Genomic DNA, 7,970 nt, shown 5'->3' with positions numbered 1-7,970 from the left:
TGAGCTCAGTGGCGGACAGCAACAGCGCATCGCCATCATGCGCGCTGCTTTCATGGATCCGCCAGTTATGCTGCTTGACGAACCAATGGGCGCACTGGATCCACTGGTTCGACGTGATTTACAGCATGAGTTGAAAACTATCTTCCACCGACTCAAGAAAACCGTTGTCATCGTCACGCATGATCTCAGTGAGGCTGTATTCTTGGCTGAGCGAATTACGTTACTTTATAAAGGATGCGTGATGCAAACAGGCACTTATGAGGAACTAGTTTGTCAACCTGCAGATCCATTCGTATCGCAATTCATTAGCGCTCACCCAAGCCTTCCAGCCGTACAAGGCCGGATATGAGTATCCAAAGGTGTATAACGCTAGTCATTTTGTTATGGTCGATATCAGGGTCACTTAGGGCCGAGCAACCCGTAGTTGTAGGTTCAAAAATATTCACTGAAAGTTACGTCTTAAGTGAGCTTGCCGCACAAACAATTGAGTCTCCCTCAGATCACTCTGTCGACCGTAAATCGGGTATGGGAAGTACGGGGATATTGTTTGCGGCGCTGAAAGCCGGCGCCATTGACGTTTATCCCGATTACACCGGAACGCTAGCCGAAATACTACTCAATAATCCGCGATTAAAATCGACCGATGAAATTCGGCAAGCCCTGGCGCCTCTTGGGCTAACAATTTCAGATTCACTCGGTTTTAACAATACCTATGCGCTAGCCGTCAAAGAGTCCTATGCAAAAAAACATAGGCTGCAAACAATGAGTGATCTGCTTAGCATCAGTTCACAGGCTCGCGTCGCTTTCAGTTACGAATTTATGGAGCGTTCAGACGGCTACCAAGAAATGGTTGACCGTTACCACTTTAAATTCGACCCTGAAAAAGTGATTCGCATGGAGCATAGCTTGGTATATGAAGCAATAGATAAAGCTTCTGTTGATGTGATTGAGGTTTACTCGACCGATGCCAACATCAAAAAATATAATCTCCATGTCCTCACTGACGATCTACATTACTTCCCGTCCTACGAAGCAGTATGGGTCGTTACTAACGCCTTTACGGTCCGCCATCCAGACTTGTGGCAACGGCTTTTGCGGCTGAAAGGGACAATCAATGAGGAGGAGATGCGCTCGATGAACGCCGCTGCGGATATCGATAAAGTCAAATTCGCTGACATCGTCTCTCAGTTCCGTGGCAAGAAGGATTTGAGTACGCAAGTTTTTCATAAAACTTCAAACGACAATCTATCCAAGGAAATTTTGCGCCGCACTAGGGAACACGCATGGCTAGTTGGCGTTTCGCTGCTTTTTTCTCTGGTAGTTGGCGTGCCGCTAGGAGTCATGGCGACCCGATTTCGCAAAGCGGGGCATTTAATCCTACTTTCAAGTGCGCTAATCCAAACCATCCCGACTTTAGCACTGCTTTGTTTCTTAATCCCGATCTTCGGTATCGGGCTGTGGCCTGCGCTAGTCGCATTATGTCTCTACAGTTTGTTACCAGTCGTTCTGAACACTCACACTGCGCTGCAAAGTATCGACAAAAAACATATTGAAAATGCGCGTGCGTTTGGTTTAAGTTCGATGCAGATTCTGACCCGCATTGAGTTACCACTGGGTAGCCAGGTGATCATTGCAGGTCTGAAAACGGCTACTATCGTCAGCGTGGGCACCGCAACACTGGCGGCGCTGATCGGCGCCGGAGGATATGGTGCACTGATTATATCGGGACTTTCTCTTAACAACGTTTCCACTATATTGGCAGGGGCGATTCCAGCGGCATTGATGGCGCTTCTCGCACATCTCGTCTTCGGCATTCTCAACGTGATCATCGTACCGCTTGGACTTCGCCGACGATCGGCTAGATCATTTGATTGAATCGCTCATTAGTTATTGGTTAAACATCAATGGTTTGCTAAACTTACCCACAATTTCCGGTTAAAGAAACAGCCGTTCTGCCTCTGGACATTCATTAATCGGCAGGATGGATCAAAATTAAGTCGGCGCCACAACAACAAGTAAGGAATACCAATGTTTACGCAAAAATGTTTGTTTCTTACAATGAGTATATTCATGCTCAGTGCTTGTAATAATGCTTCAAATTCCCCTGCGGCGACATCCACAAACACCGGAGCAGTCGTTGAGCTTCCAGCTACCGTTCTAGGAGTATTTACGGGAACTTTGATGGGAACTGCTGATGGAAGCCCACTTGGAACCCCTTGTGCAAGCCAGTTTGCCAACGCTACGGTTGTTAAGCAGGGGGCTGATGTGTCCATTTCTTTTTCTGGCGGAATACCAGTAGCCGATACCAAGTGCCCATCCATTCACAAACTACAATTTGTGGCTGCAAGTGGCAATGGAGAATTTGATTCAAATGCTGGAAATGGAAGTGTGGCCGGCGCTCACTTGGCCTCGTATAAGACGAATTTAAATATCGAAAATATTGACGTAGGCGGGATTAAAATTATTTACACAGGAGTGAAATGCGACGTTGCGCCCGAATCTCCGCTTTGCACTTGTGTGACGAATCCAAATAATCTGATGTGTCAAAATAAATGAAATGATTAATAATTTTAATCCTGCCAGCCTGGGTCGTCCGAGTCGCTGATCGAACCTTTAGACGTTGCTTTCGAGCGGCACCTCAAGCTATGGTTCGATGCCTGAAAATTTAAAGTGCTCGCTGGATTGACTGCAATACAGAACGTACTTGAGAAATATGTTGAGAGACTTTCGAGCCGCTGCCAAATTCCTTTCTATCGTCTGGAAAGCCATTTACCGATAAATTCGTTTGCACATCTAAGGCACTGGCGAATTGCTCAGCAGTTGCGACTGAAAAGTTTTTCAGGTCAACGCTTCGGAGCAATACAAGCGCATAAGCTACTATCCGTGGATACCCTTGGCTTTGAAGCATGGACTAACCGGTTGTAAACATAGCCGAACGCACTTTAAGGTAATCGACGAGATGAAACAATTGTTTCATAACAGGAAATCTAACTGACTTTAACCTTAAAAATATTCTCAGTTAGTTCCAATGGTTCTCATTTAATGGTGATGTTCTCAATTAGCCCCAATTTTGTATGGGGAGTACCAATTTCAAAAACTTGATAGCGCCACTGGGTATAAATATCTTTTGGACACCGCCGCTATTTTGGCCTCACCCAGATAATCCAACGTTTTTTGTTTTACCCATTAAAAAATGTTCCTACTTAGCTCCTACTTTTAAATAGAACCCCACTCTGAAGGTTCAATACCGCGTCGTGCGGACGGTTTGGCGGCTCGTATCGATATTTTGTTGTGCTCGGTACCGCACAAGGAAAAATCAGGTGAACCAACTATACTCAAACGCGTACTGGACGCTGGCGCCTTTCCGCAAGCTGACTAGTCAATCGTTCTCCAATTGCGTTCAGTGGCATCGACCTGGATGCCCGAGCGCAGGTGCACACTTTACTCTGGCGAAAATTCATCATGGAACTCCAATGGAATTAATCAAGCATCTGCTTACACGCGAGCCGTTACTGGCTCTGTTCGCGACGATTGCACTCGGCTATCTGGTTGGCAAAATCAAGGTTGGGCGTTTTGTTCTGGGAGGCATTGCAGGAACTCTGCTGGTGGGTGTTGTCATAGGCCAGCTCGGAATTGAGATCAATGGCGGAATAAAGGCGATTTTCTTCGCTCTATTTATTTACGCGGTCGGGTTCCAAGGTGGCCCGCAGTTTTTCCATGCGCTGAACCGACGCTCACTAAATCAACTGGTGTCGGCATTTGTGATGTGCGCGACGGGATTGTTGTGCGTACTGTTCAGTGCCTGGATGTTCGACCTTGATCGCGGTATAGCTGCTGGCCTCGCCGCTGGCGGTCTGACACAGTCGGCCATCATTGGCACCGCTGGTGATGCCATCGCCAAGCTTGGATTGGCCCCGGCCTTGATCAAGACGATGCAAACGAACGTCGCAGTTGGCTATGCGGTTTGTTATATTTTTGGGTCGCTCGGACCGATCATAATGGTCACCTGGTTCCTGCCGATGGTGATGCGCTGGGATATTCGTCAGGAAGCCATCAAGCTTGCTACTTCAATCTCCGGCGGCCACGCCGAACTCGACCCGGGACAGTTCAATGCAATGCGCACCGTTGCCACTCGAATGTATTTGGTTGCACCCGACAGCGCGGCGGTCAACCAGACTGCCCTGGCGATCGACATCGCGCTATCGGATGCCTCGGTAGAGGCGATTTATCGGTCTGGACAACCGTTGGCGATCGCGGACACCACCGTCGTGCTGGCCGGCGACATGGTGGCGGTTACTGGACTGATTGCCGTCATGGAAGCCGCAGCCGATTACTTCGGCAAGGAAATCAGCGCACCGGCGGACATGTTACTGGTACAGGAGAGTCGTGAAATCATTTTAACCAATCGCGCGCTGAGCGGGCGTGAAGTCGGCGAAATTCACGACCACGTAACGGTGGATACGCGTCACGGCGTATTTTTGACAAGGGTCTTGCGCATGGGCCTAGCGCTTCCGCTGCTTAGCAAGATCATCCTGAAAAGCGGTGATGAATTACACTTCACCGGCAGCCCCGTGGATCTGGACCGAGTGCAAACAAAAATTGGCTACAAGATCAATCCGGCAGCGGTCACTGATTTCATCTTCATGGGATTAGGCATGTTGATCGGCATTCTGATTGGCATGGTGCAGTTCCACATCATGGGTATCCCGATCTCGATCGGGAGTGGCGGTGGATGTTTACTCTCCGGCCTGATGTTCGGCTGGCTTCGCAGTGTCCATCCGGCTGTGTCGGCAATGCCCCTGGGCGCGTCCAACTTCTTGCGCGATTTTGGTCTCGCAGTCTTTGTTGGCATCGTCGGAATCTCGGCAGGACCGCAGGCATTGGTCGCAATCCGGCAGCATGGCTTCACACTACTGTTGCTCGGCGTTGGTGTGACGCTGATACCCCAAGTCGTTACTTTCTTTTTTTCGTGGTACGTCCTGCGCATTCGCAATCCGATCGAAGCGCTCGCCTGTGTCGCCGGAGGACGCAGCGCCAACCCAGCGTTCGCCGCGTTGCTCGAGAAAGCAGGCAATGCAACCCCCGTCGTGTCCTTTACCGTTACTTACGCCGTTGCCAATGTGTTTCTAACCCTTTGGGGTCCAGTCATCGTTGGCATCATCACCAGAAATGCCGCCCCCTAAACTGCGATCGAGTCCTATCATGCCGCAACAAGATTTTCAGCAATTTGCGAACCTCAGCCCGTTTGAACTCAAAGATCAGCTCATCGCCATTGCTTCCTCGGATGCGCAGCGCATGATGCTCAATGCAGGTCGCGGCAATCCGAATTTTCTGGCGACACTGCCGCGCTGGGCATTCCTGAGCTTGGGCGATTTTTCTATGCGCGAAGCCGAGCGGTCATATTCGTATCTTGACAGCGGCTTTGGTGGACTGCCGGAGCGCAGCGGCATCGTGCACCGGTTCGATATCTATGCCACGGCTCATCGCAGCACGGATGGTGTACGCTTTCTGCGTGCAGCGATTTCCTATGTGAAGGATCAGCTCGGACTTGACCAAGAGACGTTTCTGTTTGAGATGGTGGCAGCATTTCTTGGATGTAATTACCCTACCCCGCCGCGTATGCTGGCGCATACGGAAGAAATCGTCAAAGCGTATCTGGCGCAGGAAATGTTCGGCCCGCTCGCCCATCAGGGATCGTTCTCGGTGTTTGCCACTGAGGGCGGCACGGCCGCGATGACGTATATTTTCCAAACATTGCGAGCCAACGGCTTGATCAAGCCGGGTGACAAGATCGCCATCAGCACGCCGATCTTTTCACCTTATTTGGAAATCCCTCGACTAGCCGAATACGGCCTCGAGGTGGTCGATATTCGCATGGACGGACACGCTGACTGGCAGCTGCCGGCCAGTGAAATTGACAAGCTGCGCGATCCAGCAGTAAAGCTGTTTTGTCTCGTCAATCCGAGTAATCCACCCTCGACCAAGTTATCAGATCAGGTTCTCGATCAACTGGCCGCGCTGGTGGCGCAACAACGCCCCGATCTGTTCATTATCACCGATGACGTATACGGGACCTTTGCGGATAACTTTGTGTCGCTGTTTGCTAAGTGCCCACGAAATACACTGTGCGTGTACTCATTCTCAAAGTTCTTTGGCGCAACAGGATGGCGCCTAGGCATCATTGCGCTACATGACGAAAATGTTTTTGACGCGGCACTGGCAGCATTGCCAGAGGCGGGGAAAGTCCTTCTCGACGCACGATACGCTTCACTCACTACCACGCCGCGCACGATTCGTTTCATCGATCGACTGGTCGCTGACAGCCGCGCCGTCGCGCTGAACCATACCGCCGGTCTGTCACTCCCGCAGCAACTGCAAATGGCACTGTTCTCGCTCAATGGACTCATGGACCGAGAACACCGCTACAAGGAGTCGGCCAAACAGTTGCTGCGCAAGCGCTATCAGACCTTGTATCGCAATATGGGTATCGAGGCATTGCGAACGCCCAATGACGTGAACTATTACTCGTTGATCGATCTGCAAGAAATTGGCGGCGCGTTGTATGGGCCCGAATTTGAAGCATGGTTCGTCCGCAGCGATCTTGGTATCAGCTTTCTTTTCCGGCTTGCGCAAGAAACCGGTGTGGTTCTGCTGCCGGGCAATGGATTTGATGTAATTGACACCTCGGCGCGGGTCTCGCTGGCTAACCTAACTGAGATCGAGTACGCGGCAATCGGCAAATTTACGCGCCATGTGCTCGATGAGTGTTATCAGGATTTTAGGGATAGCTTACCAGCACCTGTAACAGACCCTCAGCCCCCGCGCGCAGTGCCATTGCATCCTGGCTAACCGCAGAGTGATGAACCAAACGCTCGTGCGGTCTTGCCCACCTGAAGCAACCTCTAGCGAATCAAGTAGCTCGAAATTTGTGTATGTTAAGTAATCAAGCGCGGGCTAGTGCCAATACTCTGCCTCGGAATCATCCAAATACCCAACCACACTGGCTGAACATATACGCGTCGATGACATCAACAAATCAATAAAAATACTTCAGGCACTTGGCGGGCATGTACTGTTAACGCCGCGGGCCGACAGGCATGGAAGGAATGTTGCAGTGGTCTCCGACACTTCAGGAGCACCGTTTAGATTGGTGGAATGGACTGAAACCGATATTAAAGAGGTCAGCAAATGAAAACCCGAATCTGGCGTTGGATCGTCATCGCTCCAGTAGTTGCTGCGTCAAGCAGCTGTGCTGTTAGCGGCGGATGGTGTGGCTACAATGGTAACTACGGAACCAGCATGGATATTGGTGTTGGCTACTATGAACGGTTCTGTCGCGTTAACTAATGTAAATCAAACTTATTACTGGGATCTCATTCGTTCTCAAACTGAACGGATTTGTGCTGCTAAAGCATAAAACTGATCGGCAAAAGACATCTCTTCTGTGCCACCAAACATCAGCTGGCCTTTGCGAATCATGTGCATTAATTCGATGCCAGTCAGGATGCTTTTCGCCGCGTGAAATGATTTGAAGCCAAGCATTGGTTTTGTTATTCGTTTCACTGCGCGGTGGTCTTGTTCGACGATGTTGTTGAGGTATTTTACCTGACGAATGAGCATCGGTACGTCCATCGCATCATTGATTTCATCGATCGCTGCTTTGTTTGCTCCGCTCTTGTCCATCGTGACTTTTTCCGGAATGCCGTTAGCCTGCATCGCCTTGTCGAAGAAGCGCATGGCCTCTGCCTTTTCACGCTTTGCTGTCAATAGAAAGTCAATTGTCTGACCTTCTTTATCGACTGCGCGATACAGATATTTCGTATGCGTCCGACAGTCCCACCTAGACGATCAGCAAACAACCGATTTTGCCCGCAACGGCAACAATTCATCAATACGATTATTTTTACAGGTAGGGAGTTTTTCCAAAGTTTCTTTAAGCCAGGCAAGCGGTTCGATGTTATTCGCTTTGG

The 7,970-nt window shown here is 50.0% G+C and carries 7 protein-coding genes and 1 pseudogene; 6 read left to right on the top strand and 2 right to left on the bottom strand.

The window, feature by feature from the left end:
- From AAKU64_RS21790 to AAKU64_RS21765, 6 genes are all read left to right on the top strand, one after another.
- Window positions 1-349 (top strand): ATP-binding cassette domain-containing protein (locus AAKU64_RS21790; RefSeq protein ID WP_354363013.1); only part of this gene is annotated, 349 nt, incomplete at its 5' end.
- Window positions 350-378: 29 nt separating this feature from the next.
- Complete coding sequence (locus AAKU64_RS21785; protein WP_354363012.1) at window positions 379-1,875, top strand: glycine betaine ABC transporter substrate-binding protein; 1,497 nt, start codon at window positions 379-381, stop codon at window positions 1,873-1,875.
- A gap of 153 nt (window positions 1,876-2,028) precedes the next feature.
- Window positions 2,029-2,556 carry a hypothetical protein gene (locus AAKU64_RS21780; RefSeq protein ID WP_323492991.1) on the top strand — a complete coding sequence of 176 codons (528 nt, stop codon included), beginning with the start codon at window positions 2,029-2,031 and terminating at the stop codon, window positions 2,554-2,556.
- A 917-nt stretch (window positions 2,557-3,473) separates the two neighbouring features.
- Complete coding sequence (gene aspT / locus AAKU64_RS21775) at window positions 3,474-5,183, top strand: aspartate-alanine antiporter (RefSeq protein WP_354363011.1); 1,710 nt, start codon at window positions 3,474-3,476, stop codon at window positions 5,181-5,183.
- A 19-nt stretch (window positions 5,184-5,202) separates the two neighbouring features.
- Complete coding sequence (locus AAKU64_RS21770; protein WP_354363010.1) at window positions 5,203-6,849, top strand: bifunctional aspartate transaminase/aspartate 4-decarboxylase; 1,647 nt, start codon at window positions 5,203-5,205, stop codon at window positions 6,847-6,849.
- A 339-nt stretch (window positions 6,850-7,188) separates the two neighbouring features.
- Entirely contained in the window at window positions 7,189-7,347 is a 159-nt protein-coding gene (locus AAKU64_RS21765) for a hypothetical protein (protein ID WP_323493026.1), read from the top strand.
- A gap of 36 nt (window positions 7,348-7,383) precedes the next feature.
- Here AAKU64_RS21765 and AAKU64_RS21760 read toward each other — a convergent pair.
- Window positions 7,384-7,818 (bottom strand): annotated as a pseudogene (locus AAKU64_RS21760) (IS6 family transposase); the annotation flags it as partial.
- Window positions 7,819-7,848: 30 nt separating this feature from the next.
- On the bottom strand, window positions 7,849-7,970 hold a 122-nt coding region (locus AAKU64_RS21755; RefSeq protein ID WP_354361878.1), incomplete at its 5' end, for a transposase domain-containing protein.

This window comes from Undibacterium sp. GrIS 1.8 (assembly GCF_040544445.1).
Classification (GTDB): domain Bacteria; phylum Pseudomonadota; class Gammaproteobacteria; order Burkholderiales; family Burkholderiaceae_D; genus Undibacterium.
This window is presented reverse-complemented; position numbering and strand designations above follow the sequence as displayed.

Coding starts and splice junctions, on each gene's coding strand:
- AAKU64_RS21780 (WP_323492991.1), top strand. CDS start 2,029: ATGTTTACGCAAAAATGTTTGTTTCTTACAATGAGTATATTCATGCTC.
- aspT (WP_354363011.1), top strand. CDS start 3,474: ATGGAATTAATCAAGCATCTGCTTACACGCGAGCCGTTACTGGCTCTG.
- AAKU64_RS21770 (WP_354363010.1), top strand. CDS start 5,203: ATGCCGCAACAAGATTTTCAGCAATTTGCGAACCTCAGCCCGTTTGAA.
- AAKU64_RS21765 (WP_323493026.1), top strand. CDS start 7,189: ATGAAAACCCGAATCTGGCGTTGGATCGTCATCGCTCCAGTAGTTGCT.